This is a genomic window from Pseudoalteromonas sp. Angola-4, assembly GCF_028599265.1.
In the GTDB taxonomy this organism is placed as follows: Bacteria; Pseudomonadota; Gammaproteobacteria; order Enterobacterales; family Alteromonadaceae; genus Pseudoalteromonas; species Pseudoalteromonas atlantica.
Genome location: NZ_JAQREK010000018.1, coordinates 65,244 through 89,915, shown reverse-complemented (window position 1 = coordinate 89,915; position 24,672 = coordinate 65,244). Strand labels below are relative to the sequence as shown.

Sequence of the window (24,672 nt, the reverse complement as noted above, 5' to 3'; positions counted from 1 at the left end):
CAATGCTTAACCCCCTGATTGATGAGATTTTTGAGCTACTTTTAACTCAGCGTGTTTGGAAAGTTCATACCTTAGCTGCAACACTCGCTCAACAAGGGGTGCTACCACCTTTAGATGCAAACCCTGAGCAAAATTTATTTAAAAAGAATTTTTTAATTATGAATGCTTTATTTGAGCTGCAAACACAGCTATTACCCAAGCACTTAATTATATCGTCATTACATATTGAACTTGTAGAGCCAAGTAGCAATGTAGCAACGCAATCCCATTTAAAAAGTTACTATTTAAACTGGGAAAACTACGACACCAGTGCCAAAGACATAGAGGCATTATTAGATAGTTTTTGGCAGCAATTTAATCCACTAATAAAGCAACCAGTTGGGCAAATTGAGCCATTACTTAAGGCTTGGCAACTACCGCCAAACTTTAGCCTGGCTATGCTACAAAAGCGCTGGCGGCAGTTGGCATTAAAACATCATCCCGATAAGCAAACTGGAAGTGCATGTAAATTTAGACAAATAAGAGCCGAGTATGAGCAGCTAAAGCTAGCTGCTCAAAACACGTAATTAACGGGTAAGGCGACGGGCACGAATTTTACGCCCTTTAATATTGCCCTCGGTTAATTTACGTAGCGCAGGTTTTGATGCATTGCGCTCAACGGCTACAAAGGCAACGTTATCGAGTACATTTATTTTACCTACTTGGCGCCCTGCAACACCATCTTTGCCAGTAAGTGCACCTAAAATATCACCAGCGCGCACTTTTTGCTTTTTGCCCGAGTCAATCATTAGGGTAACCATTTCAGGCTTGTAAGGCGGCTTTTCTAATAAACTAAAAGCAGGCATAGGCTCCGGCAAAAAGTCTCGTTCGTAATGGTCGCCTATTTGCGCCACTTTAAACTGCTCAGCCTCACCGTAAATAGAGCATGCAATGCCTTTTTTACCCGCTCGGCCTGTTCGCCCTACACGGTGTACATGGGTTTGTGGGTCGTGTGCTAAATGGTAATTTATTACCATGTCCATGTCGTCAATATCTAAGCCACGCGCGGCAACATCGGTAGCAACTAATATCGAGGCACTTTTATTAGCAAAATGAATTAACGTACGCTCGCGATCACGCTGCTCTAAATCACCGTGCAACGCCACTGCGCTAAAGCCTTCACTTGCTAAATCATCACAAACTTGTTGTGTTTCTACCTTGGTATTACAAAAAACAACACAGCTTTGTGGTGTAAATTTAAGTAGTAATAATTTAAGCGTTGAGTAACGCTGTTTGTTGTTATCCATTTTGTAAAAGTATTGCTTTATTGTGCTTTTTTCTTGCTCTTCTTCTACTTTTATCATCTCTGGATTTTTTAATACGCGCTTTGCAATAGCTTCAATTGCACGCGGAAAGGTTGCACTAAATAACAACGTTTGACGATTTTGCGGTATACACTCAATAATTGCATCAAGGGTATCTTGAAAGCCCATATCAAGCATTTGATCTGCTTCATCAAGTACTAACGTTTCAACATCGTCTAAACGCAGTGTACCTTTGCGAATATGATCGTCCACTCGCCCAGGTGTACCCACAATAATGTGCGCGCCATGCTCAAGCGAGCCTATTTGTGGGCCAATTGATACACCACCACATAGCGTTAATATTTTAATATTGTGAATACCGCGGGCAAGTTTACGCATTTCTACTGCCACTTGCTCGGCCAGTTCGCGCGTTGGACAAAGTACAAGCGATTGAATACGAAAACGTTTTACATTTAATTTAGCTAACACACCTAAACTAAAAGCAGCTGTTTTACCTGAACCGGTTTTTGCTTGCGCAATTATATCTTTACCTGCCAAAACCGGCGGTAAGCTTTGCGCTTGTACAGGCGTCATTTGCGAGTAGCCAAGTGTTGATAAATTATCAACTAAACCAGCAGGTAAAGCCAAAGATGAAAATGCAGTAGAAGTCACAATAAATTCCAAAATAATAAAAACAACACAGGGCTTAGCCCCAAAATATGGCTCTATAATAGCAGAATTCAGGTTAGGCAACCATTAATACCCGATGTGCATTATTTTACGATGCGTTAATCCTTGTTAATAAAAAAGTTGCAAATGATACTAGTTTTCATTAAGATCCTCGAAAAATTTTAACACCCTAACACTGGATGTAATTGATGAAACTAAACTCACTGTACGTAGCACTTGTTGGTGCCATTAGCACAAGCGCCTTTGCCGCCCCTACTGACTTAGAGCGAATTGAAGTTAAAGGTAGTTATTTTAACGACTACAAAGTCGACAACGCCAACGGAGCAATGAGAACATCAGCGTCATTGTTAGAAACAGCGCAATCAGTCACTGTTATTAGCGATACAATCATTAGCGAGCAATTAGCAACGACCCTTGGCGAAGTACTTACTAACGATGCAAGTTTAACTGCCGGCTCTCAACAACGTAACCGTGAAGTATTTAACTTACGCGGCTTTGAGCTTAGCTCTTCAACAGGCTACTTACGTGACGGGCACCAACATTGGTCTCACTACCAGCAACCGATTGAAATTCTACAACAAGTAGAAGTTATTAAAGGCCCATCAAGTATTTTATACGGACAATCAGGTCCAGGTGGCTTGATTAACATGGTGACAAAAAAGCCTACAGCAACCACATTATTTAACGCCAGTGCAGATGTAGACCAACATGGCTCTACCCGCTTTATGCTAGACGCAGCTGGTGCACTTACCGACGCTGAAGATTTACGTGCACGCGGTATTTTAGTAAAACAAGATGTTGATTACTGGCGCGAATACCAAAACGGCGAAAACCGTGAACGCGACCGTTTTTTAGGTGCTGTAATTGTTGGTTACGATTTAAGCGACAACGCATTAGTACGTGTACATTACGACCGCACAGACGACGAAGCAGGCCTTGATACAGGTGCATGGATAGATGACAACGCTAATGTGATTGGCGATGACAAAACCATTCGCGATATGTCTTGGGCGTTTACCGACATAACGGTAGAAAACTTAGGCGTAGATTTTGAAGTGTACTTAAACGATCACTGGCAAGTTAAGCTTGGTTACAACGAGCAAACATTTGAGCGCCAGCGTTTTGAGTCTGCACCTCGTAAGCCAAGCACATTTGTAGAAGGCGATAGCTATGAGTCACGCCCTTACGACCGTTTTGACGATTGGCAGTTTAAAACCGCATTTATTGATTTTGTTGGCGAATTTAAAACCGGTAGTTTACAACATCAGTTTTTAATTGGTGCAAACTCGCTAGATTACTATTACGGGCAACGCCGTACATCAGCAGAGTATTTTGATTTTGCCGCTGGCCAAAACGAGCCAAGCCGCCCAACAGTAAGCTATAAATCAGATGATACTATTAGCGAAACTGAATACGACTACTACGGTATTTACGTTCAAGACTTAATTACTTTCTCGCCACAGTGGCAAGTATCATTAGGTGGCCGTTACGATGAGCAAAATAGAGAAGGCGCAGATAACGAGTCGTTCGTACCAAAAGTAGGTGTGCTTTATCACCCTAACCTTTCTGCGACTATTTATGCTAGCTACTCAGAAGGTTTTGAACCACAAGGTAGCGATACATTAGTAAGCGAAACTGACATAAACAACGGTATGAAGCTTGATGCTGTTACCTCTGAGCAAAAAGAGATTGGTGTTAAATGGCAACTATTTGATGACCGCCTAATGTTAAGCGGTGCTGTATTTGATATTAGCAAAAAAGGCACCTTAGTAACCGAAGCACTTGAAGTGCCAGTGGGCGAATTTACCTCTGAAACAAACCAAGTAGGCGAGCAACGCCATAAAGGGCTTGAGCTAAGCGCGCAAGGTGCAGCTACCGATCGCTTATTTGTTATGGCATCAACTATGTACTTAGATGCAAATTTTGAGCGTGACGAAGACCTACAAGGTAAACGCCCTACTGATGCTCCTAAATGGTCTGCATCACTTTGGACACGCTATGAGTTAAACGACACCATTGCATTTAATGCCGGTGCATTTTATGAAGGTGAGCGCTTTGCCGATAGTGCAAACACAGTAGTAAAAGATGCTTACACACGAGTAGATGTAGGTGCAACTTACAAACTTAAAGTAAGCAAAACCGATGTAAACCTTCGTTTAAACATTGAAAACCTATTAGACGAAAACTACTTAGGCGGCGGTGGCTTAAACAACGTTACCGTGGGCGAAGGCACAAATGTACGCCTAGCAGCTCAATTTAGCTTTTAAGTTATAAAACTTATACTTATAAAGCCCGCCCAATAATAATTGTGCGGGCTTTTTACTGCCTATTAAAAACACCACTGCATTCATCTCATCTATTTTTTAAAGCCTTTAAAAAGTGCTCTAATACACTTAATTATAAAAAGGCTTACTCTATATGAAAAAAATTATTACAGCGCTACTAATGACTAGCAGCCTCAGCGTTAGCGCAAACAATACAGAATTCACCACAACGCAATTACAACAGGTTGATAAGGTGCGCACTGCTGCACTTAAAAGCCATTTGAGCTACGAGCTACTCGAGTCACTCACAACAGAGGTTGGCCCTCGCTTACCCGGCACTGAAAACGATAAAAAAGCAGTAGCATGGGCTAAAGCAAAATTTAACGAACTTGGTTTTGATAAAGTATGGCTTGAAGAAGCAACATTTCCGAAATGGCGCCGTTATAGCGAAAGCGGAAAAATACTCACCCCAAGTGAGCAGCCTCTGCATTTAACTGCGCTGGGTAACAGTGTAAGCACACCTGATGATGGCATTAGTGCACCGGTTGTGTTGTTTGAAACATTGGATGAGCTAATTGCAGCACCAGCAAATAGCTTAGACGGTAAAATTGCCTATATTAATTACCGCATGAACCGCGACATAGACGGCAGCGGTTACGGCCCTGCAGTAAAAGCACGTGCCACAGGCGCAATTGAAGCTGCAAAAAAAGGCGCGGTTGCTTACATGATGCGCTCAGTGAGTACAGCTCACCACCGTTTTGCTCACACTGGCGGTAGTTACTATAAAGAAGGGGTTAAAAAAATACCTAACGTAACTATTGCCAACCCTGATGCGGATCAAATAGCGCGCTTAGTGGCTTTAAACAAAAAGGTAACGGTTAATATAAATGTACAAACACAAAGCCTAGGAGAAGGCACAAGCTATAACGTTATAGGCCAATTTAATGGCACCGAAAACCCAGAACAATATGTGTTGATTGGCGGCCACCTAGACTCGTGGGATTTAGGCACTGGCGCATTAGATGATGGCGCAGGTGTTGCGTTAACAATGGCTGCGGCTAAACACATTAGCGATGTTAAACGCCCTAAGCGCAGTATTCGTGTTGTACTGTTTGCAGCAGAAGAACTTGGGCTTTGGGGTGCAAAAGCTTACTTTGCACAACATAAAAGCGATTTACATAATATAGTTGCAGCTGCTGAGTCGGACTTTGGCGCCGATGTAGTATATGGTTTTGAGTCAAATGTTAATGCGGCTTCTCTGCCAGTAGTACGTGCCATAGCAAAAGAGCTGGCTGCGTTAAACATTGAGTACATTGGTAAAAACCAGGCTAACGGCGGGCCGGATTTAATCCCATTTAAAAAAGCGGTGTCGGCACCTATATTTGAGTTGGCCCAAGATGGCACTGATTACTTTGATTACCATCACACAGCTGATGACACACTCGATAAAGTAACGCCTGCTAAACTGCGCCAAAATACCGCTGCGTATGCTGTATTTGCGTTAATGGCAGCAGATGCCAAAACAACAATTCAACCGAAAGCGCAGGCTAACTAATAACTGACATACTTACTTACAGTTTGTCGCTTTGATAAACGCACTCCTTGTTTTACCTTTATATAAATTAAATAAAACAAGGAGTGTGCGGGCATGTTGCTTTTCAATACGAGTCAGTCGTTTCCTCATTTTGCACAAACACAGTGCTGCCCTAACTGCCATAGCCGCGCCTATCATCTAATAAACCAAAGTCGTTTTTTACGCTTTACGGTTATTCCTGTTTTACCTTTAGCACTAAACTATAGATACGAATGCTATCAATGCGGCCATAATGCGCCTGTAAAATTAAAGCAGTTACCGATGTTTGAAATTTTCACTCTACCTAAATACTTTATAGGAGTATTTTTAGCGTTATGGGTGGGGCTATTTTTTTACCAGCAACACGCTGCTGCGCAAGCGCTAAAGCAAAGCTACTTAACTAACCCTAAAGCCTACGATACGTATTTAGTACACGCTGATAAATTTACTCATGAGCCCTGGACACTCACCAACTTAAAAGTTGCGCAAGTTTTAAGTTTTGACGAGCAGTTTATAACGTTTCAAGTAAGTAACTACAGCTATAAGCGCAACAAAGGCATTACTACTGCAATGCGTACCAGCTTATTAGTACAAAGGGGTTACTTCTCAGATGACAAAATTACTTTGCCTCGTAGCGAAGTAAAAAGACTTTACAACGACGGGGTAATTTACGACGTACTGCGCCCCTCAGCAAATAGTTTATATGGTGGTTTTGTAATGTTTCCGCCAAAACCAAAACCGCTATATAAAGGCTTAAAGCTCGACAAAAATAACCAACAGGGCATTACGTATTTTAAAAATGGACAGTATAGCGATGCACTTGAGAGTTTTACTCTAGCCGCAAATGCCGGCTCGCAATGGGGGCAGCTCAATCTTGCGCAAATGTACCGAGATGGACAAGGCGTAACTCAAAATGTACAAACAGCAAAACATTGGTATGAGCAGGCAATAGCGCAAGGTAATAGCAAAGCGAAAATAGAATTAGAGGAAATGTGCAATAAAGCAAACTGCAAATAAAAAATGGCCAGTTTAACTGGCCACTTTCAATCTTCGTTCATACTTATAATTAGAAAGTCATATGCTCATCTAAAAAGTTAAGTACCTGCTTGTAGTAGCGCGTTCTGTGCTCTGCTTTATAAAAGCCATGCCCTTCATCTTCAAGTAACTCGTATATGTAAGGATGGTTTTCTTTTTTTAGCGCTGCAACTAAAGACTCAGCTTGCTCAATAGGTGCTCTTTCATCCTGCCCACCATGTACAATTAAAACTGGCGCTTTAAGCTTGTCTATGTTGTAGCTAGGTGAAAAACGCTTTAACAGTGCCTCATCAGTACCAAGCGCGCTTTTAAGATAGCGCAGTCCACGGTCACGTTCAGAGATATCGCCTTCTTCGAACATTAGCGGTAAATCGTACACCCCAACTACACCAATAGCACACTGAAACATATCAGGTTCTAAAATTGCACTTTGTAATGCCGAATAACCACCAAAACTTGCGCCCATTATACAAATATTATCTTTATTTACAGTGCCTTGCTCTATTAAATATTTTACACCGTCAATAATGTCGTATTGTATTTCGGCACCCCATTTTTTATGTCCAGCATGTTCAAAGTTACGGCCAAAGCCACCAGAGCCTCTAAAGTTAACTTTTAGTACTGCAATGCCTCTACTGGCTAATAGCTGAGCTTCGCTCTCATAGCCCCACCAATCTCTTGGTCCATGAGGCCCACCGTGAGGCATAACAACTAAAGGTAAGTTTTTCTCATCAGTATTATTAGGGATGGTTAAATATCCGTATATTGTTAAGCCATCACGCGCTTTATAATTTACAGGTTTGGTTATAGCCATTTCACTTGGCTTGATCCAGCTTTTAGTCGCAAACAAAAAGCGTAAGCTATTCTTTTTGGCATCATACAAGTAGTAACTGCCAGGGTTAGTATCGCTTGACGCAAAAATAATACTCTTCTCACCATCTTCAGTACTACTAACAAGCTGAACTTGCTGCCCTTGAAGCGATTGTATTAATGCCTTTAAGCGCTCACTTTTATGTGAATTATTTATAAAGGAATAGGCAGGATAGCCAAGCTCATTTTCAATTGCGAATAATTCTTTAGAAACTTCATCTACCCACACTTTTTTTGGAGAGACCTGTGGTTCTTTATGCAAAAGCTCAAACTTTTTGCTCTCTAAATTTAGTTTATAAAGCCCCTTTGCTTCGCCATTTTCTGACGCTGTAACATAAACAGAAGCCCCCGTACTATCAAACGCATGGAGGCTAATATCAGTGTATTTTAACTCTCCTAAATCAAGCTGTTGCCATTCACCACCTGACTTCTCACGGGTATAAATTTTTTGATTAATATAATCATCATTTGAAACAGCAACACGCACATTACCATCATGGTCTGTTAAAAAGCCTGCCATTCTTGATGGTGAGCGAGCGACTCTTTTTCGCTTTCCGCTGTAAATATCAACTTCATAAACTATTGTATGCGGCTCATTTGAAGCGCTCCATGGGTAGGTCAGGATCAGCATTTTACGCCTATCATGAATAAGCGGGTCTAGTACATAAGAAGTACCTAGTATGGGTGTCGCTTTTTTTATACGGGTTCCTGTTTGCATTTCACCTTGGTAACCCACTAAATATTTGCCTCGGCTACCATCAGCATTTACACCAAAAAGCTCACCATGAAATTCGGGATGATCTTTCCAGCCTTTAATGTACTCTTTAGCCAATACAATTCTTTCATTGTTTACCCAGTAATAATTGCCAACTTGGGCATTATTAGGAAACCTAATTGCATGACTTACTTTAAATGTATCAGTGCTTAGCACCATTAATACATTTTTTCCTTCAGGGCGAGTAATTACAGCTAAGTATTTTCCATCAGGTGAAATTTTCACACCTGCAAACTCTATATCTTTACTAAAGCTTTCTATCGGTACCAAGTCGTTACTTGCCGTAGTATGAGAGCTAAAAATACTGGCCAGCAATAAAGACAGACAAGCCAAAAACTTATTCATTAAAGTTCCTTTTATTTATTTTTGATTGAGCTTTTATGTTACATACTTTTAACAAAAATATACACCATACTTCTTCCCTTTATGTAAACAGGCGTAAATTAATAAGGTTATAAATCTAATGCTTAGGATTAGTAAGCTTACTCCAAACTAAATGCAGAATAACAATGCATAGCCCTGCTACTACTCCTAGTAATCCGTCAAATATAAGGGGAGCTAATGTTTCGCCGGTGCCATTTAATAACGACTTACCTATGGCTATTACTTCTAATTGCCAATGATGCAGTAGCTCAATACCGTGGGATAAAATGCCGCCACCGACTAAAAACATGGCTACTGTGCCGGCAAAGGCTAAAAATTGCATAAGCCTTGGCGCTGCAGCTAATAGCCCCTTACCAAGCATCTCTTTAAATTTATTAGCCGACACCTTTGATTGATTAAGCAAATACAACCCCGCGTCATCAAGCTTTACAATACCGGCTACAAGGCCGTATACACCTATAGTCATTAATACGGCTATAACACACAGTACAAGCGCCTGATTTACAAGTGTGGCACCTGCAACCGTTCCTAAGGTGATCACTATAATTTCGGCTGAGAGAATAAAGTCGGTGCGTATGGCTCCTTTTACTTTTTGCTTTTCATACTCAGCTGGGTCTAATTGTAGCGACTCATCAGCCTCTTTTTCGGGGTGAGGTAAAAACCGAGCAAATACTTTCTCAGCGCCTTCAAAACATAAAAATAAGCCACCGATTATTAGCAGCGGGGTTATTAACCAAGGCAGCCATACACTTATGAGCAATGCACCAGGCACCAAAATGGCTTTATTTAAAAATGAGCCCTTTGCCACAGCCCAAACTACGGGTAATTCGCGGTCGGCTGTAACCCCTGTAACTTGCTGAGCATTAAGTGCTAAGTCGTCACCAAGTACACCGGCTGTTTTTTTAGTGGCGACTTTACTCATTGTGGCAATGTCATCAAGTAAGGTGGTTATATCATCAAGTAATGTTAAAAGGTTAATGCCTGCCATGTTGCTTCCTAGCTAAAAAATAATGCTATCAACATAGCGTAATCCGTAATTTTCACCAACGGTTAATTTTGCTTTGTTATGCTGATTAAACGCACTGATTTTTATCAATGGCAAACTTACTTAGGGGATATAAATGAAAGCATTGGTGGTTATTTTTACAAGCATGCTGGTTTTATCAGCCTGTAGTAATGAGTCTAAAAGTACCCACTACTTATGCAACGAGCGCGTAGTAGAATTAGCCCACCAAGGAGCGGGGGCAACACTTACTTTAAATGAGCAAACATATACGCTTAATAAAGAGCCGAGCGCATCAGGGTTAAAGTATATTAATGAGCGAGTGCTATTTTGGTCTAAAGCCGATGAAGCGATGTTGATTGTTTCAGGTAATAAATACCATTGCCAACTTCAACAAGCCGACGCCTTATAATTTTGTCTTTCGCGATTTAAACTTTTTCTTTTTTCTCATCGTAATAAATAGCCTGTTTTTACGCTAAACAACTGCGCATGCATTTGTTGTTTAGTTGGGTATAATACTTTCACTTTTTGCTTAGTAGCGGCCTACCATGAAATATAAAGATTTACGTGATTTTATCGATTTGCTTGAAAAAAAAGGCGAACTTAAACGTATTACTCAAGAAATCGACCCGTATCTTGAAATGACCGAAATAGCCGACCGTACATTACGTGCTAAAGGCCCCGCATTATTGTTCGAAAACCCAAAAGGTCACAGTATGCCTGTGCTTGCAAACTTATTTGGTACACCTAAGCGCGTTGCTATGGGCATGGGCCAAGAAAATGTAAGCGAGCTGCGTGAAGTTGGCAAGCTACTCGCTTTTCTAAAAGAGCCGGAGCCACCAAAAGGGATTAAAGAAGCACTAGGGCAAATTCCGGTATTTAAACAAGTACTCAATATGCCGGCTAAAGAAGTTAAAAAAGCACCGTGCCAACAGGTTATTCTAGAAGGTGACGAGGTAGATTTAACTAAGCTGCCTATACAACATTGTTGGCCTGGAGATGCCGCCCCCCTTATTACTTGGGGTTTAACTGTTACCAAAGGGCCTTATAAAAAGCGCCAAAATTTGGGTATTTACCGCCAGCAGCTATTAGGTAAAAATAAAATAATTATGCGTTGGTTATCGCATCGCGGTGGCGCACTCGATTTTCAAGAATGGTGTAAAGAAAACCCCGGCGAACCGTACCCAGTTTCGGTTGCATTAGGAGCTGATCCTGCCACTATTTTAGGTGCGGTTACACCTGTGCCAGACACGTTAAGTGAATATGCCTTTGCTGGGTTACTGCGCGGTAGTAAAACCGAAGTGGTTAAGTCAATTTCAAATGACTTACAGGTCCCTGCCAGTGCCGAAATAGTACTTGAAGGCTACATTATGCCTGGCGAAATGGCTCCCGAGGGGCCATATGGCGACCACACTGGTTATTACAATGAAGTTGATGATTTTCCTGTGATGACAGTGACCCATTTAACACACCGTAAAAACCCAATTTACCACAGTACATTTACCGGCCGTCCACCTGATGAGCCAGCTATTTTAGGTGTGGCATTAAACGAAGTGTTTGTGCCTATATTGCAAAAGCAGTTTCCAGAAATCGTCGACTTTTACTTGCCACCCGAAGGCTGCTCTTACCGTATGGCCGTGGTAACCATGAAAAAACAATACCCAGGCCATGCTAAGCGCGTCATGATGGGCGTATGGTCGTTTTTACGTCAGTTTATGTACACTAAGTTTGTTATTGTTTGCGATGATGATGTAAATGCCCGTGACTGGAACGATGTTATTTGGGCCATCACTACCCGTATGGACCCTGCACGCGACACCACATTAATTGAAAACACGCCAATAGATTACCTCGATTTTGCATCGCCGGTATCTGGGCTTGGCTCAAAAATGGGCATGGATGCAACAAATAAGTGGCCAGGTGAAACCGACCGTGAATGGGGCGAGCCAATTGTCATGGATAAAGCAACAAAAGATCGTGTTGACGAAATTTGGCAAAGTCTCGATATACTTTAAGCACGCTAAGTGAATATAAACAGGCTATAAAATAACCCCGCAGATATGTTAATATTGCTCCACTTAACTGCATATCTGCGTAAACGCTGCTAAAAGGTAAAAAATGCAAACATTAAAAGCTGAAGTTGTTGCCATCAGCCCACTTACAGAATTTGTTCATAAAGTAATTTTAAAGCCTCAACAACCTGTTACGTTTGAAGCTGGCCAATACATGCAACTTGTACTTGGCGAAAAAGACAAGCGCGCATTTTCGATTGCAAGTCGTCCATCGCAATGTGATGAAATAGAGCTTCATATTGGCGCATCTAAAGCCGATTCATACGCAATGCAATCGCTTGAGCATTTGCGTAATGCGCATCAAAATAATACACCGGTAGATATAGAAGCTGGCCTTGGTGTATCGCAACTACGTCTACAATGCGAGCGCCCTATTATTTTATTGGCTGGCGGCACTGGTTTTTCTTATGCAAAATCAATGGCTGATCACTTAGCTGAAATTAACTGCGACCGCCCGGTACTATTTTACTGGGGTGTTAAAGAAGAGTCTGCATTGTATGCTCACAGCGAAATGCAAGCATGGGCAGAGAGTAACGAGCACTTTGAATTTATTCCTGTTGTAGAAAACCCATCTGCTAATTGGCAAGGCCACACTGGGTTTGTACACAAAGCAGTAATGCAAGATATTGTGTCGTTAGAACCTTACGATATTTATATGGCTGGTCGCTTTGACATGATTGGCATTGTCCGTGATGACTTTATTGCTCACGGTGCTGTTCGCGAAAACATGTACGCCGATGCATTCGCGTTTATAAAATAAATTTTTATTTATAATACAAAGGCGCCCCATGGCGCCTTTGTTATTTCTATCAAATTTAAGCTATTAATTGGTATAACCTATTGCTTTAATCAGTATAAACAATTTCCTAAATTCCTATCTATAAACCATACTTTGTATAGAACATCAGCGGGAGAGACCCAAATGTTAAATACAAAAGTAAAAGATTTTATGCAACGTAAGTTGCCACACATTACCCCAAATACCGAAATGACCACCGCCATTAGTGAGCTGCAAAAGTTTAACTTATTAGGTGCACCAGTATTTGATGACAATAAATCGCTGGTTGGTTTTATATCTGAGCAAGAGCTGTTAAAACCATTAATGCGAAGCAGCTATTTTTGCGATGGCGTTGTAAAAGTTTCGCAGCTTATGCAAACCGAGGTTGTAACCGTTAATGCCGATACCAACATTATCGAGCTTGCAGAGCAAATGAAAACAGGAAAGCCAAAAAACTACCCCGTTGTTGAGGGTGATACCGTGATAGGGCTGATTGGCCGAAGCGATGTATTAAAAGCACTGTTTGATAATTACGTGAGCTGCCAAACAAAAGTAAGCTAACATAAAAAAATGCCGCTAATAAGCGGCATTTTTTGTATTAAGCGTGTTTAACGTGCTGCAGCAAGCGCAGTTAATGCGCTTTTATCGCTGTCGCTTAAAAATGCAATCTCTAAGGCATTAGCTTGCGCCTTATGCATATCGGCTTGTGTTAAACCCGCCTTTGGCGCAGCCACTAAATATTCATGCTCAATTTCAATGCCCTCTACAGCCGGATCGTCGGTATTAATACACGCTAAAATACCGTGATCTAAAAACTGTTTAAGGGGGTGTTTAGCTAAATCGTTTACGGTACTGGTTTGAATATTACTGGTTAAGCACGACTCAATACCAATGCGGTTATCGCGCAGGTAGTCCATTAGTTTAGGGTCTTCAATTGCTTTTACCCCATGGCCTATACGGCTTGCACCTAATTCATTAATGGCTTGCCAAATACTCGCTGCACCCAGCGCTTCACCGGCATGAATGGTAGCGGCCAGGTAAGCGTCTCTTACTTGCTTAAATTGTTCGACAAAAAGCTCTCCCGGGAAACCAATTTCATCTCCGGCTAAATCAATCGCCACTAAATCATTTTTAAAGGCAAGTAATGCGTCAAGCTCCTGCTGGCAGGTTTTAACACCGTAAGTACGCGACATAATACCAATTAAGTTTGCTTTAATATTTACGCCTTGAGTAGCCGATTTAATACCATCAACCACGGCCTCAACCACCCCTTGCGGGTGTAAGCCTTGGCTTTGTGCCATATAATACGGGCTAAAGCGAAGCTCTACATAATCAAGTCCCTGCGCTTGAGCATCTTCTATGTTTTCAACTGCAATGCGTCTACAGGCGTCGTAGTCGCCCAGTACCGTTACCCCCCAGTCGAGCTTTTGTAAAAAAGCCATTAAATCAGGCTCAGGATCAATAACTTGCACATGAGGGATAAGCGCCTCTACGTTATCAGCAGGTAGCGTAATATTAAACTGTCGACCAAGCTCTAGTATGGTTTGCGCACGTACATTGCCATCTAAATGACGATGAATATCTAGCAGAGGTAATTTTTTATTTATCATAATAGCGACTCGGTTAGGTTAAAATTGCGCGCATGATACGCAGGTACAGTTATTTTTCAAGTGTAGAGCAGTTAAAGTAAATATTAGCGGTCATATGTCTGCTTTTTACTCAAAAAGTGAACAAAATTAGGTTTTTGTTCACTTATTTTGATGAGCTAAGTGATGCCAGAGTGTTTTAAATAAGGTATTTGCTTCAATGGGTTTAGTAATATAATTATCCATACCGCTGGCAACTGCTTTTTTAACATCGTCATCGTGGGCATTAGCAGATAAGCCAATAATAGGTAAGTCAAACAAACCAAGTTCATTACGAATAACTCGCGTGGCTTCAAGGCCATCCATTTTTGGCATTTGTATATCCATAAGCACAATGTCGTAGGTATGCTCTGTCAGCTTTTCAATCGCCTCAAAACCATCATTAGCAATTTCAGCAACGCACCCTTTGGTTTTTAAAATAGCGCTCGCGACGTGCTGATTTAATGGGTTATCTTCAACAAGCAATAATTTATAATCTGCAAAAGAAAGCGTACTAACATCTATCTCATCATATTGTTGCTTTATTTGCTCAGCCTTTGGTAGCGGCGAATAAATTGGCAGGCTAAAAGTAAACGTAGAACCGTGCCCTTCGTGGCTTATTAAATCAATTTCTCCGCCCATCAACTCTACAAGCTTTTTGCATATACTTAAACCTAAGCCCGTGCCGCCATATTGACGCGAGGTAGAGCTATCGGCTTGTGCAAACGGTTTAAAGAGCTGTTTTTGCGCCTCTTTACTAATACCAATACCGGTATCATTAACGCTAAAGTAAGTCATTTTTTTAGATTGCCATACTTTAAGCGTGATGCTGCCTTTGGCTGTAAACTTAATGGCATTATTGATTAGGTTTAGCAAAACTTGTTTTAAGCGTATTGGGTCGGTGTTGATAACCAAGTTACTTGATTTATCGTAATCAAGCATAAATTCTAGCGACTTTGCTTCTATATCAAACTGCAGTAAATTGGCCACTTCTTCACTGAGTGTGCCTACATCAATTGGCTCTTGAATTAAATCAAGTTTGCCTGCTTCCATTTTAGAAAAATCGAGCACATCATTTAATACTCTTAGCAATACGCCCAGAGCCCCATCCGCTTGTTCAATATAGCTGCGAGCTTGCTGCCAATCGTTTTGCTGTAGGGCTAAATAATGCAGCCCTTTAATACCATTAATAGGTGTGCGAACTTCGTGGCTCATATTTGCTAAAAACTGGCTTTTTATTTCATTGGCTTCATCGGCCTTTTGCTTTTCTAAACGTAAAATTTTAGTTTGTTTTGCTACCTGCTCACGTATACGAATGTTGGTACCCGTTACCGATATTAAAAAGGTAATAAGCAGCCAAACAAATAACATGCCGGCTATTTGTGCAAGCCAGTAAACTAACCATGACTCTCGTTGCATTGGCTGATGCAGCTCCACCTGCCACACCCGCTTACCTACCAATAACTTATAGTCTTTTAACGGCAATAGTTGTTGATGATCGGCAATAAAAATAGGCTGTGCATTATTCTCTGTTGTGGTGTCTGTAAAGCTCACTGCAACGCCGTTGTTTTGATCAAATAACACCGCGCTTGATAGTCTTTCTAAACTAACAACGGCTACCACAAAACCTTTAAAATCGTCTTCGGTAATATTGTTGCCAAACACCGGATGAAAAAACAACACGCCGCGCTCAGCTTCGTTTTGTACTAAATTTATTGGCTCACTGATCACCAACTCATTTAACACTTTTGCTTTTATTAATGCAGATCGCCTTACCTCATTTGAGGCAAGATCAAAGCCAATTACGTCTTCATTTCCCGACAAAGGATGTGCGTATTGTACGGGGTAGTAAAAATCTCGTGGGGGTGCGGCCTGCCAACTGCCATCTTTTGCTCTTTCTTTTAAGCTATATTTAGCCAGCTCGGTGTTGTTATTAGCCTCTATATACTGAGCTAAGTTTTCACTTGGTAAGTAGGGCACCCACTCAAATGCTAAAATTTCTTCGCTGTAACTAAGCTGCTTAGAAGTAAACTGCTTAAATTCAGTAAAGCTCACATCGTCACTACTAGAAAAAAAAGTCGCCAGTAAGGCGAGGTGTGCGGTTATTTCGTTAATTTTATTGTTGATAGCATCTTGAGTGGCTAATATTTTCAGCTCTTCTTTTTGAATGTTTTTTTCTTTTTTTACACTGGCCGCGCCATAAAAGCTAATACTTATAACCATATAAATTAACAGTGAGGGCAGTATAACTTGTAGGCGATAATTTACCTGTGAATAGTTAAATGCCGCTAGCATAAGCGGAGTAAAAACAAGCACCCCAATACTGTCGCCTATCCACCACGCTATAAACGTATCCCAACCGGCTTGAGACACAATAACGCCATTAAAAATTAATAAGCTGGTGCCTACCCCTGCAGCTATAACACAGCACAATGGGCCGGCAACAACGAGGCTTTGAATACAGTGTTTTAAAGAAGATAAGTCGAGTGGTGCTTTAATCACTTTAGTGACCAATTGGCTACCTACCCATGCTTGTAAAGTAGCAGCAAAGGTAACAGCCGCAGCATGCATAAATACACTTAATTGAAATATCGCTGAGGCGCTTTCTAAATGAATGAGGTTAGTAAAAAAAGCCCCTAAAACAATACCTAGTAAGCTCTTTCTGCCCCAAATTAAAAAGCCAGCAAGCGCAATTCCCGAAGGCGGCCACACAGCCACTGCGTAGCCATCTATCGCTAATAGTAAATTACTAAAATATCCGGTAAAAAAGTAAGCGCACGCTAAACTTACAGTGACAATGATAAAGTGTTTCAACCCAATGCTCCCGAATATCAAAGCTGCAAAAGTATAAGTGTAGCCTTTATTGATACAAAACGAGTGCTTTATCGGCTTGTGCGGTATTTTTATAGCTAAGCGCTGCTTGCTGAGCAAATTGCTTTTTGTTTTCGATATTCAAGGCTTTATCAAAAACCTTTGCGGCTAACTCATAATCGCCTTGGGCATTAGCTAAACACGCAAGCGAGAGTAATAATGCGTTGTTTGCATCATCTTTTTTCAGGCGCTCTTGAATACTACTTTGAAGCTTTACAGCCTCTGCCGAGGTGGCGTTACTTAATATATTGGCCAGCTGAGCATGTTGCTCGTCGTACTTCACCATTTTAATTAAGTCACTTTCAATCGCACTTAACTGACCCACTTTAGCCATTTGCATTAAGTAAGCTGTATTAGCATGAGCTTGTAGCTTTTTAGGAAGTTGTTTATATTTTTCAGTGATTTTATCGCTAGCTTGTGCATTAAAATAGGCATTAAACAGCTGTGTCCACTGCGCATCGTTAAGGACTTTTTTACGAAGTAAACGCGGTAAAAAGTCTTCAAGTGCACTAAAGTGCTGTTGCTGTACAAGTATTTCGGCGTATAGCTTAAGCTCAAGTGGTGTCGCTTTTTTTGAATCGCTGTTAGCACGCATTTGCGATTCTATTGCGCTGCTATCGCCACTGGCTATCCAAAGTTTAGCAACGTTAAGTTGCTGCTCTGGGCTAATTTCAAATAAACGCTCTAGTGCTTTGTCGGTTTGGTTATTAGCAAGCGCTGCTTTTGCTAATAGCGCTAAGCGTATATCTTCAAACTTACTGGGTACACTATTACCTGATAACGTTTGCTCTACAAGCTCGTAATCATCGTTTATCGCACTCCATAAGGCTTGCTCTATAGCTGCTTGCTTTCGCTCTTCGCTACGCGCAAAAAAACCATGTTTAGTATTATGATAAATCGACAATAAATAGCGCACTAATTTGTAAGTTAAAAACAAAATTGTTGCACTAATTACCGCCATAATACAAAACGATACAATCGTGCCTTCAATCGTGGTGTTGTTAAACGAGATCAGCACATAGCCTTTTTCATCCAGTACAAATGGCGTAATCGCTAAAACTAAAACAATCGCAACAATTAATACTATAAGCCCTATCATTGCGCCCACTCCTTAACCTGCTGTGTACTTTGTAGGTTTACTTCAGGGTTAAAGTTTAATGGCTCTTTTTCTAGGCTAGTTAGTGCGTTTATAACCACTTTTGTCGCCTCGTCATCTTGTTTAAAGTACTCATTAACAAGACGCTTTGCCTCACTTATGGCACTAAAATAAATGCTCGCTTGTTTGCTCATTAATGCATCTTGAGCTTGCGTCACATTTAATTTAATACGTTGATTAATTAAGTGGCGCTCCTGATCGGTTAGCAGTGGCTCTATAGCAACCCCTTCGTGCTGGCGAATAGTAATAAAGCTATCAACTAGCTTATTCCAGCTATTGCTTAGGTTTTGCTGCCAATCGCTTACATCTTCACTCAAGGCATTTTTTTCAATTTCTGTTGCTTCTTGCGGTATGTTAACGGCATTAAATGCAAGCTTATCTATGTTTGATAACACGCTATTAAGTTTTAAGTAAATGGCTTCTGTTGGGATAGGTTTTAAGCTATCTAGTGTTTGAATGTCTTGTGTTATTGCTTGGCGAACTGCAACAGTACCTGGGTGTTCACTCAATAAGTCATCTAAGCGTTTAAGTACAGCGCTGGCACCTTGGTAATCTTTTTCAGCCCACAGTTTAAACTCAGCCATACGTTGTAAGCTGGTTACTTCTTGCGGGTTTAGTGAAGCGCCTTGCTGTTGAGCTTGTTGCAATGCTGCTTTTAATTGTTGCTGGTTGTTCTCTGCACTTTCATTAAGCGCAGCAGCCACTTTTTGCTCACTATTGAACAATGCTTGCTGAAGATTAGATTGCGCAGACTTGAGCGCCTGTAACTCTTGTGACAATAACGCGTTTTCTTCTTTTAGTTCATTAACAGCTACATTTTGGGCTTTACCTGCATTGAGTTTTTGGTAAAACTCATACCCCACACCACAGGCAACAATAAGCGAAATGATCAGCGCTAATACCGCTAATTTACTTATTTTTTGCTTATCGTTATGTGGTTTACTGTGTGCTTTAGCTGCCTCTTTTTTTTGTGCAGAGGCCGCTGCCTTAGTGGTTGGTGTGTTATCTGCCGTTACTGGCTTTGACTGTTCGCTCATCTTGCTACCTTGCTGTTTTATGCAGGAAAACATAGCGGTATCGCTTGCCCCTGCGGCAATGTGTATATTAGCCGAGCTTACCTGTTGCTGTTGTAAATAAGCGGCTATACGCTCGCTAGCAACATAAAATCGGCACTGTTGTAACCACTGTAACTGTTGTTCAGTCAGGTTATTAAATATTGCATCAACTGCTGCATTACTGGTTATGACTATACCTTGTACTTTCAGGTTTTGCCAGTGGTCTGTCCAGTTGGCTTTTTCAGCGCTTATTGGCTCGCGCTTGTATACCACACAGTTATTTAAAAATGCCCCACGCGCCTTTAAGGTTTTGGCAATATCTGGACGCCCCGCTTGGCCTTTTACTAATACAATATTGCTACCATCAACCTCAGCTAACGAGTTTAGCGCCAATAACCCTTCAGAATCATGCAGTTTAGGCACTGCTGCGCGCACGCCAAATAACGCATAAATAGTATCTGCAGTTTGCTGACCTACTGCGTAAAATTGCGCTTTGGTATTTATTGTTGGCTTTAATTGCGCAAGGGCAGTAACGGCATCTTGAGAGATAAAGATAATTTTATCGGCATTAATTAACGGGCTTAGTTCGGTAGTAGAAGGCGTAAGGTAGGATATTTTTAAAACAGGAAATAATGACGCCTGATAACCCGCTTGCTCAAGTTGCTGAGCAAGGGCTGCGCCTTTTCCTTCGGGCCGAGTTATCAGGATATGTGTCATTTATGCGTCTCTATATACTTCTGCTAATATTTTGTCGGCGCCTTGCGCTAATAATTTTTTAGCAAGCTGCACACCGATAGCTTCTGCATCATTTATATGACCGGTTACTTCGTCATGTAAAATTTCACTACCATCTACCGCGCCCACGAGGCCACGTAAATGCACTTGCTCGCCATCAACTAATGCGTAGGCACCAATTGGTACTTGGCAGCCACCTTCTAAATGACGATTCATAGCACGCTCTGCATTTACACGAATACGTGTTTGGGTATGCTCAAGCGGGGCCAGTAAGGCTTTTGTTACTTCATCGTCAATACGACATTCAATGCCGACAGCACCTTGGCCGTTAGCAGGTAGAGATACCTCAGGCTCAATATAATCAGCAATACGCTCGTCCATTTTTAAACGTAGCAGTCCGGCTGCGGCTAAAATAATCGCATCGTACTGGCCATCATCTAGCTTAGCTAAACGGGTATTAACATTACCACGTAAGTCTTTAATGACTAAATCAGGGCGCAAAGCTCTAATTTGGCACTGACGACGAAGGCTAGAAGTACCGACTACAGCGCCTTGTGGTAATTCGCTTAAATTGGCAAAGTTATTTGATACAAACGCGTCGCGCGGGTCTTCACGCTCACAAATGGTGTGCAGTGCTAAGCCTTCTGGAAATTCTACGGGTACATCTTTCATTGAATGCACTGCTATATCCGCGCGGCCATCTAACATTGCTTGCTCAAGCTCTTTAACAAACAAGCCTTTACCACCAATTTTAGCAAGCGGTGTATCTAAAATAATATCCCCTTGAGTAGACATAGGGACTAATTCTACGCGCACATCAGCATGAAAATGCTCAAGCTGTGCTTTTACAAATTCAGCCTGCCAAAGCGCTAAAGCACTTTTACGGGTTGCAATGCGTACTAACTTTGTTTTTTCTGTCATAGGGGTATCCAAATAGTTACAGCTAATAGCCAAGCTTAATTAGCTAAAATTCTAAATTCTTTTTGAGCAATTAAATTACCTTGCTCATCAACAACATCTACACGCCAATGGCCTGTTTGTGTATTCATAATATTTTTGGTTGAGTACGTTCTGTAGCGCGGCGAGGTAACATTAAGTGAAATCTCAGCCATGGTTTCACCCTCATAAGACCATACATGCTTTACTTGTTGGCCTTGTAGGTTTTTAAGCTCACTAAAAAACGAAAGTGCCTCTTCAAACTGATTTAAGCGGATATCTGCAGCAAATACATTAGTGGGCTCGCGCTTACTTACTTTGCGAGTAAGCACTGCACGGCTAATTTTACCTGTATCAATTTGTGCACCTAATGCAACACTGGCAATGTGCGCATTAGATGAAAAACCTTCACTGCTAGTTAGCGAGCCGTCGTCGTTTTCAATATCTGGAAGCTGTTCATTGGGTGGTGCGCTTAACTGCGTACTAGTAAGCGGCTGATTAGCGATAGGCTCAGCGAGTGCAGTATTTGATTGCTCAATAATAGAAACTTGATTGCTTTGAACGTTAGCAATTGGCTCTATATTCGTTTGCTCATTATTGCTTTGCGCTAACGAAGTATTATTAACGCTTGCATCTTCAAGCACCGCTGGCGCAACATCTGCTATATCATTTGTAAGCTCATTTGGGCGCGTTTGCTCGTCATTTACACTCACCGTGGGCTCAACATTATCTGCTGTGTTGTCGCTTAAAGGTGAATACGGCGATTGCTCATTAGGTTGCTCGCCCTGCTCGGCATTTACCGAGCTAGTTAAGCCATACACAACCGCTGCCGAGGTCATTGCTACCAACATAGAAACACTCGCAATACGACGCCAATGCCACTCGTAGCTTACATTAGGTACACTATTTTGTGGTTCGCGTTTTACATTTGCTTTAATAACTATTTTTTGACTCATATTGACCTCAGCGGCTCCAAATTAGCTTAAACGGGCAATTAACCATTGGCGAATAGCTTGCAGTTCTTCTGCGCAAACCTGATGAGCCATAGGGTATTCTTGCCAGCTTACATCCATGTTATGTGCTGTTAATACTTCAAACGCACTTCTACCCGCGCTATGCGGCACTACATTATCTTGGCTGCCATGAGCCATAAATACATTTAAATCAGTATGCTTTGCTTCTTGCGCTAGCTTTTCAGGCACGCACATATAAGTAGACAGCGCCATAACACCTGCAAGTTTGTGCTCAAATCGCGGCGCTAAATGTAAAGACACCACGCCCCCTTGCGAAAAGCCCGCCAAAATAATTTTATCGGCAGGTATACCATTTTCAATTTCTTGATTGATCAGGGCTTGCACTTTTTCGGCTGAATCTCTCACGCCTTGTTCATCGGCACGTTTGTCTAATTCTATAGATTTAATGTCGTACCACGAGCGCATTTCCATGCCACCATTTATGGTGACCGGTTGAATAGGCGCATGCGGAAAAATAAATCGTATACCAAGCTCACTGGGTAAGTTAAGTTGCGGTGCAACCGGTGCAAAGCCATCGCCAGAGTCGCCTAAACCATGTAACCAAATAACAGTGGCTTTGTGCTCACCTTGCGCTGGGTATTGTGCAAACTCTAAACTCATAAGCTTGATTGCCACTTAATTTCTTGGCCAGCTTGGCGAGTAGACGCTTGGTTCATAAACTCCCAAAACTCTGCGCCCGAGCGGTTATCAATCCACTGGCCGTCACGCATTTCAAAATGGTGGCCATTAAATTTAGTCGCAACCCACACTTGATGCAAAGGCGCTTGTTTGTTAATTACAATTTTACTTTTATCAGGGAAAATTATTTCTAAAATACCCTCTGCCGATTCGTAGTCTAAATCTGCTTCGCAATCATCAACTTGCTCTTCAATTGTGAACATAAGAGCTTCGGCTAATTGGTGATATTCGTGTTCAGTCATTGTAATTTTCCTTTGCAGGCGAGCTGCCTAATATTGGGTACGGTTTATATACAGCTAGTGTAACAGGAATAAAATCATCCGCGAATAGCTGCATTTTTTAGATATTCTGTTACTCTGCGATTATAAAGCCAGCAACCGTATTAATCTAATGAAAGCGACACATACCTTACAATTAAAACGACTATATATAAGTACTTTACTGCTAAGTGCATTAGCTGGCTGCGGCCAAAGCGGGCCTTTGTATTTACCAGAGCAACAGGCTGAGCAAAACACACCCCCTAATACGGCACAGCCAACGCCCGTAAAAAAAACCAACACCGAGCAAGTGCAGGAGCAATAAATGGATTATTTTAACTATCAAAACAATCAATTATTTGCCGAAGATGTCAGCATTGCCACAATTGCTCAGCACTATGGTACGCCGTGTTATGTGTACTCGCGTGCTACTTTTGAGCGCCATTATTTAGCCTTTGCAAATGCCACTAAAAATCATAAAAGTTTGGTGTGCTACGCAGTTAAAGCCAATTCTAATATTGCAGTATTAAATATATTAGCGCGTTTAGGCTCAGGGTTTGACATAGTGTCTAAAGGTGAGCTGGCGCGTGTAATAAAAGCTGGCGGTGATGCCAGTAAAGTGGTGTTTTCAGGTGTGGCTAAAACCGCCGACGAAATTGCTTATGCACTAAAGTTAGGTATTAAATGTTTTAACGTTGAGTCGGCCTCAGAGCTTGAGCGTATTTCTGAGGTAGCGTGCGAGTTAAATTTAGAAGCCCCTATTTCTATTCGTGTAAACCCTGATATAGATGCCAAAACTCACCCGTATATTTCTACCGGTTTAAAAGAAAACAAGTTTGGTATCGATATTCAAACGGCTGTGAGCGTTTATCAGCATGCGGCATCTTTACCAGGTCTAAAAGTAACCGGCGTAGATTGCCACATAGGCTCGCAATTAACTGAGGTTAAACCTTTTTTAGAAGCGCTTGATAAGCTAATGGCATTAATAGATGAGCTTAAAGCAAATGGTATTGAGCTTACTCATTTAGATATTGGCGGCGGGTTAGGCGTTCCTTATAATGATGAACAGCCACCCCACCCAAGTGAATATGCTGCGCAAGTTACTGAGCGCTTAGCCAATTACAAACACCTTGAACTTATTTTTGAGCCAGGGCGCGCTATAGCCGCTAATGCTGGAATTTTAGTTACGCAGGTTGAATTTATTAAGCAAAACCAGGATAAATTTTTTGCCATTGTCGATGCGGGTATGAACGACATGCTTCGCCCTTCGCTTTATCAGGCATGGCAAAAAATCATTCCCGTATCGGTGCGCGATGACGACACACCAACACATAACTTTGATATTGTGGGCCCAGTGTGCGAAACCGGCGACTTTTTAGGAAAAGACCGCGAACTAGCGCTTAAGCAAGGCGACTTATTGGCGCAGCGAAGTGCCGGTGCCTATGGTTTTACAATGAGTTCAAACTACAACTCTCGGCCACGCGTGGCCGAAATAATGGTAGATGGTGAGCAACACCACCTTATTCGCCAACGCGAAACCATCGAGAGCCTTTATCAAGGTGAGAAAATTTTACCATAAACGTTTTTGTTAAGGCGCT

General features: G+C 41.6%; 21 protein-coding genes. 10 read left to right on the top strand and 11 right to left on the bottom strand.

Going from position 1 to position 24,672, the window contains the following annotated elements; all coding sequences use genetic code 11:
• The first annotated feature begins 2 nt into the window (after positions 1–2).
• The gene (locus tag PSH48_RS17525; protein WP_273611972.1) at positions 3–566 is read left to right on the top strand and encodes a DNA-J related domain-containing protein; all 564 of its coding nucleotides are present in this window, start codon (positions 3–5) and stop codon (positions 564–566) included.
• Here PSH48_RS17525 and dbpA read toward each other — a convergent pair whose 3' ends face one another.
• The gene (gene dbpA / locus PSH48_RS17520; protein WP_024032054.1) at positions 567–1,955 is read right to left on the bottom strand and encodes an ATP-dependent RNA helicase DbpA; all 1,389 of its coding nucleotides are present in this window, start codon (positions 1,953–1,955) and stop codon (positions 567–569) included. It lies immediately after the preceding gene.
• A 206-nt stretch (positions 1,956–2,161) separates the two neighbouring features.
• Between dbpA and PSH48_RS17515 the strand changes: the two genes are divergently transcribed.
• From PSH48_RS17515 to PSH48_RS17505, 3 genes are all read left to right on the top strand, one after another.
• On the top strand, positions 2,162–4,240 hold the full coding sequence (locus PSH48_RS17515; RefSeq protein WP_273611971.1) for a TonB-dependent siderophore receptor: 2,079 nt from the start codon (positions 2,162–2,164) through the stop codon (positions 4,238–4,240).
• A 151-nt stretch (positions 4,241–4,391) separates the two neighbouring features.
• Entirely contained in the window at positions 4,392–5,792 is a 1,401-nt protein-coding gene (locus tag PSH48_RS17510; RefSeq protein ID WP_273611970.1) for a M20/M25/M40 family metallo-hydrolase, read from the top strand.
• Positions 5,793–5,885: 93 nt separating this feature from the next.
• The gene (locus tag PSH48_RS17505; RefSeq protein ID WP_273611969.1) at positions 5,886–6,827 is read left to right on the top strand and encodes a tetratricopeptide repeat protein; all 942 of its coding nucleotides are present in this window, start codon (positions 5,886–5,888) and stop codon (positions 6,825–6,827) included.
• Between the two features lie 49 nt (positions 6,828–6,876).
• On the opposite strand, the gene PSH48_RS17500 is transcribed toward PSH48_RS17505, so the two are convergent.
• Both PSH48_RS17500 and PSH48_RS17495 read right to left on the bottom strand, forming a co-directional pair.
• Positions 6,877–8,835: a S9 family peptidase gene (locus PSH48_RS17500; protein ID WP_273611968.1), complete on the bottom strand. Its 1,959-nt coding sequence runs from the start codon at positions 8,833–8,835 to the stop codon at positions 6,877–6,879.
• A gap of 115 nt (positions 8,836–8,950) precedes the next feature.
• Complete coding sequence (locus PSH48_RS17495; RefSeq protein WP_273606662.1) at positions 8,951–9,862, bottom strand: DUF808 domain-containing protein; 912 nt, start codon at positions 9,860–9,862, stop codon at positions 8,951–8,953.
• A 133-nt stretch (positions 9,863–9,995) separates the two neighbouring features.
• Here PSH48_RS17495 and PSH48_RS17490 point away from each other — a divergent pair, with 133 nt between their 5' ends.
• The 4 genes from PSH48_RS17490 to PSH48_RS17475 all read left to right on the top strand — a co-directional run bounded on the left by PSH48_RS17490 (position 9,996) and on the right by PSH48_RS17475 (position 13,288).
• The gene (locus PSH48_RS17490) at positions 9,996–10,289 is read left to right on the top strand and encodes an MliC family protein (protein WP_273611967.1); all 294 of its coding nucleotides are present in this window, start codon (positions 9,996–9,998) and stop codon (positions 10,287–10,289) included.
• A gap of 136 nt (positions 10,290–10,425) precedes the next feature.
• The gene (gene ubiD, locus PSH48_RS17485) at positions 10,426–11,892 is read left to right on the top strand and encodes a 4-hydroxy-3-polyprenylbenzoate decarboxylase (RefSeq protein ID WP_273611966.1); all 1,467 of its coding nucleotides are present in this window, start codon (positions 10,426–10,428) and stop codon (positions 11,890–11,892) included.
• 103 nt (positions 11,893–11,995) lie between these two features.
• Entirely contained in the window at positions 11,996–12,709 is a 714-nt protein-coding gene (fre, locus tag PSH48_RS17480; protein ID WP_273607460.1) for an NAD(P)H-flavin reductase, read from the top strand.
• Between the two features lie 162 nt (positions 12,710–12,871).
• Positions 12,872–13,288 (top strand): CBS domain-containing protein, encoded by a 417-nt coding sequence (locus PSH48_RS17475; RefSeq protein WP_004588969.1) that lies wholly within the window; start codon positions 12,872–12,874, stop codon positions 13,286–13,288.
• A 47-nt stretch (positions 13,289–13,335) separates the two neighbouring features.
• Here the strand turns inward: PSH48_RS17475 and add are convergent, their stop codons facing one another.
• The 8 genes from add to cyaY all read right to left on the bottom strand — a co-directional run bounded on the left by add (position 13,336) and on the right by cyaY (position 23,059).
• Positions 13,336–14,337 carry an adenosine deaminase gene (gene add, locus PSH48_RS17470; protein ID WP_273611965.1) on the bottom strand — a complete coding sequence of 334 codons (1,002 nt, stop codon included), beginning with the start codon at positions 14,335–14,337 and terminating at the stop codon, positions 13,336–13,338.
• A 138-nt stretch (positions 14,338–14,475) separates the two neighbouring features.
• On the bottom strand, positions 14,476–17,166 hold the full coding sequence (locus PSH48_RS17465) for a CHASE domain-containing protein (RefSeq protein WP_273611964.1): 2,691 nt from the start codon (positions 17,164–17,166) through the stop codon (positions 14,476–14,478).
• 46 nt (positions 17,167–17,212) lie between these two features.
• A complete protein-coding gene (locus PSH48_RS17460) occupies positions 17,213–18,322 on the bottom strand; it encodes a heme biosynthesis HemY N-terminal domain-containing protein (protein WP_096738900.1) in 1,110 nt (369 codons plus the stop codon).
• A complete protein-coding gene (locus tag PSH48_RS17455; RefSeq protein WP_273611963.1) occupies positions 18,319–20,151 on the bottom strand; it encodes a uroporphyrinogen-III synthase in 1,833 nt (610 codons plus the stop codon). The genes PSH48_RS17460 and PSH48_RS17455 overlap by 4 nt, the downstream gene beginning before the upstream one ends.
• Complete coding sequence (hemC, locus tag PSH48_RS17450; RefSeq protein WP_029773745.1) at positions 20,152–21,090, bottom strand: hydroxymethylbilane synthase; 939 nt, start codon at positions 21,088–21,090, stop codon at positions 20,152–20,154.
• A gap of 35 nt (positions 21,091–21,125) precedes the next feature.
• On the bottom strand, positions 21,126–22,061 hold the full coding sequence (locus PSH48_RS17445; protein WP_273611962.1) for a DUF2914 domain-containing protein: 936 nt from the start codon (positions 22,059–22,061) through the stop codon (positions 21,126–21,128).
• 21 nt (positions 22,062–22,082) lie between these two features.
• Positions 22,083–22,739 (bottom strand): alpha/beta hydrolase, encoded by a 657-nt coding sequence (locus PSH48_RS17440; RefSeq protein ID WP_024032069.1) that lies wholly within the window; start codon positions 22,737–22,739, stop codon positions 22,083–22,085.
• The gene (gene cyaY / locus PSH48_RS17435; protein ID WP_004588977.1) at positions 22,736–23,059 is read right to left on the bottom strand and encodes an iron donor protein CyaY; all 324 of its coding nucleotides are present in this window, start codon (positions 23,057–23,059) and stop codon (positions 22,736–22,738) included. Before cyaY ends, PSH48_RS17440 begins: the two co-directional genes overlap by 4 nt.
• 148 nt (positions 23,060–23,207) lie before the next feature.
• On the opposite strand from cyaY, the gene lptM reads away from it, so the two are divergent.
• Together lptM and lysA are read left to right on the top strand one after the other, a co-directional pair.
• Entirely contained in the window at positions 23,208–23,399 is a 192-nt protein-coding gene (gene lptM, locus PSH48_RS17430; protein WP_004588978.1) for an LPS translocon maturation chaperone LptM, read from the top strand.
• Positions 23,400–24,653, top strand: coding sequence for a diaminopimelate decarboxylase (gene lysA / locus PSH48_RS17425; protein WP_029773748.1), 1,254 nt, complete (start codon positions 23,400–23,402; stop codon positions 24,651–24,653).
• Positions 24,654–24,672 lie beyond the last annotated feature (19 nt).

Bases quoted from the DNA above. Each gene is read 5' to 3' on its own strand.
- fre (WP_273607460.1), top strand. From the start codon at position 11,996: ATGCAAACATTAAAAGCTGAAGTTGTTGCCATCAGCCCACTTACAGAA.
- cyaY (WP_004588977.1), bottom strand. From the start codon at position 23,059: ATGACTGAACACGAATATCACCAATTAGCCGAAGCTCTTATGTTCACA.
- PSH48_RS17500 (WP_273611968.1), bottom strand. From the start codon at position 8,835: ATGAATAAGTTTTTGGCTTGTCTGTCTTTATTGCTGGCCAGTATTTTT.
- hemC (WP_029773745.1), bottom strand. From the start codon at position 21,090: ATGACAGAAAAAACAAAGTTAGTACGCATTGCAACCCGTAAAAGTGCT.
- PSH48_RS17445 (WP_273611962.1), bottom strand. From the start codon at position 22,061: ATGAGTCAAAAAATAGTTATTAAAGCAAATGTAAAACGCGAACCACAA.
- ubiD (WP_273611966.1), top strand. From the start codon at position 10,426: ATGAAATATAAAGATTTACGTGATTTTATCGATTTGCTTGAAAAAAAA.
- PSH48_RS17505 (WP_273611969.1), top strand. From the start codon at position 5,886: ATGTTGCTTTTCAATACGAGTCAGTCGTTTCCTCATTTTGCACAAACA.
- PSH48_RS17455 (WP_273611963.1), bottom strand. From the start codon at position 20,151: ATGACACATATCCTGATAACTCGGCCCGAAGGAAAAGGCGCAGCCCTT.
- PSH48_RS17525 (WP_273611972.1), top strand. From the start codon at position 3: ATGCTTAACCCCCTGATTGATGAGATTTTTGAGCTACTTTTAACTCAG.
- PSH48_RS17515 (WP_273611971.1), top strand. From the start codon at position 2,162: ATGAAACTAAACTCACTGTACGTAGCACTTGTTGGTGCCATTAGCACA.
- lptM (WP_004588978.1), top strand. From the start codon at position 23,208: ATGAAAGCGACACATACCTTACAATTAAAACGACTATATATAAGTACT.
- PSH48_RS17490 (WP_273611967.1), top strand. From the start codon at position 9,996: ATGAAAGCATTGGTGGTTATTTTTACAAGCATGCTGGTTTTATCAGCC.
- PSH48_RS17510 (WP_273611970.1), top strand. From the start codon at position 4,392: ATGAAAAAAATTATTACAGCGCTACTAATGACTAGCAGCCTCAGCGTT.
- add (WP_273611965.1), bottom strand. From the start codon at position 14,337: ATGATAAATAAAAAATTACCTCTGCTAGATATTCATCGTCATTTAGAT.
- lysA (WP_029773748.1), top strand. From the start codon at position 23,400: ATGGATTATTTTAACTATCAAAACAATCAATTATTTGCCGAAGATGTC.
- PSH48_RS17495 (WP_273606662.1), bottom strand. From the start codon at position 9,862: ATGGCAGGCATTAACCTTTTAACATTACTTGATGATATAACCACCTTA.
- PSH48_RS17475 (WP_004588969.1), top strand. From the start codon at position 12,872: ATGTTAAATACAAAAGTAAAAGATTTTATGCAACGTAAGTTGCCACAC.
- PSH48_RS17440 (WP_024032069.1), bottom strand. From the start codon at position 22,739: ATGAGTTTAGAGTTTGCACAATACCCAGCGCAAGGTGAGCACAAAGCC.
- PSH48_RS17460 (WP_096738900.1), bottom strand. From the start codon at position 18,322: ATGATAGGGCTTATAGTATTAATTGTTGCGATTGTTTTAGTTTTAGCG.